Genomic DNA, 1414 nt, shown 5'->3' on the forward strand with positions numbered 1-1414 from the left:
TAATGCCGATCATTTAAGATCTTAAAATAGTGGTTGAACGATCCTATAGCTGTGTAAAAATCCTAGCATATTTAATATGCTAGGATTTTTTATGGACGTTTCTCAAGCGCTTAATGTCATCAATAATTGGAAGCCCGGTAACGTTGAAACATTGGCGGACTTATTGCCTATCGAACTTATCGATGAAGCCTACTCTCTGACCAGTACGGTCACGATGAGAAAGCGAAAACTCACATTGGAATCAATGGTTTGGTTATTGGTTGGCATGGCCATTTATAACGATAAGTCCATGAAAGATCTCGTTAACCAGCTTGATATAGTGGATAGGACTGGCAAAGCATTTGTGGCACCCAGTGCACTGACTCAGCGTCGTAAAACGCTTGGTGAGGCCGCTATGAAAGCGGTTTTTGAGCACATGACCTCATCATGGATTCAGAGTGCCAATTTTCCTCAGTGGAACGGTCTAACCCTGCTCAGTGTTGATGGCGTTGTTTGGCGAACACCAGATAGTCCTCAAAATAACGAAGCATTTTCTCGCCAAAAGAATACTCAGTACCCTCAAGTTCGGATGGTTTGCCAGATGGAGCTAAGCAGTCACCTCATCACTGGCAGTGCTTTCGATGATTACAACGTTAACGAAATGATGCTCGCAGAAAAGTTGATTGAGACCACTTCCGATGACAGCGTAACGATGTTCGATAAAGGCTTCTACTCGCTGGGACTGTTGCATAAATGGCACCAGACCGGCAGCAAACGCCATTGGCTTATTCCTTTAAAAAAGAACACGCAGTATGAAGTTACTCACTCTTTAGGTCGCAACGATAAGCTGGTTACTTTGCACAGTAATCCTAGGGCGCGCAAGCTCTGGCCTGAGTTACCAGACACCATTACAGCTCGTCTTATTACCCGAAAAATCAAAGGGAAAGACTACCATGTACTCACGTCCATGACTGATGCTATGCGTTATCCAGCCAAAGATATTGCTGGTTTATACGAGCATCGCTGGGAAATAGAATTAGGGTATCGGGAGCAGAAACAGTACATGCTTGGTAACCGATTAACCTTGCGCAGTCGGTTACCAGAGCTAGTCAAACAAGAGTTGTGGGGAATATTGCTCACGTACAATTTGATTCGTTATCAGATGGTTGAACTTAGCTTCAGTTTGAAAGGGAATTATTTGCCTTATCAACTCAGCTTTAACGGAACACTTGCACATGTCACTGCATTATTGGTTGGGTTACCGTATTCAACACCAGGCGCGATCCCGCGGCAGTTAAAAGGGTTTCACAACATGGCTGAAAGCTTAATACTTGAGCGGCGAAGGGAACGAACATTTCCAAGGTCGGTTAAGCCAAGGCCGCAGAAGTATGCCAGAAATAAAAAAACCGTTCACCCTTAAGTGAACGGCATTACT

1 protein-coding gene is annotated in these 1414 nt (G+C 44.2%); it reads left to right on the forward strand.

The features are described 5' to 3' along the window. Window positions 1–91 precede the first annotated feature (91 nt). Window positions 92–1399: an IS4 family transposase gene (locus HC723_RS16800; protein WP_190339905.1), complete on the forward strand. Its 1308-nt coding sequence runs from the start codon at window positions 92–94 to the stop codon at window positions 1397–1399. Window positions 1400–1414: the final 15 nt, after the last annotated feature.

The organism is Vibrio sp. S11_S32 (genome assembly GCF_014694465.1).
Taxonomy (GTDB): Bacteria; Pseudomonadota; Gammaproteobacteria; order Enterobacterales; family Vibrionaceae; genus Vibrio; species Vibrio algicola.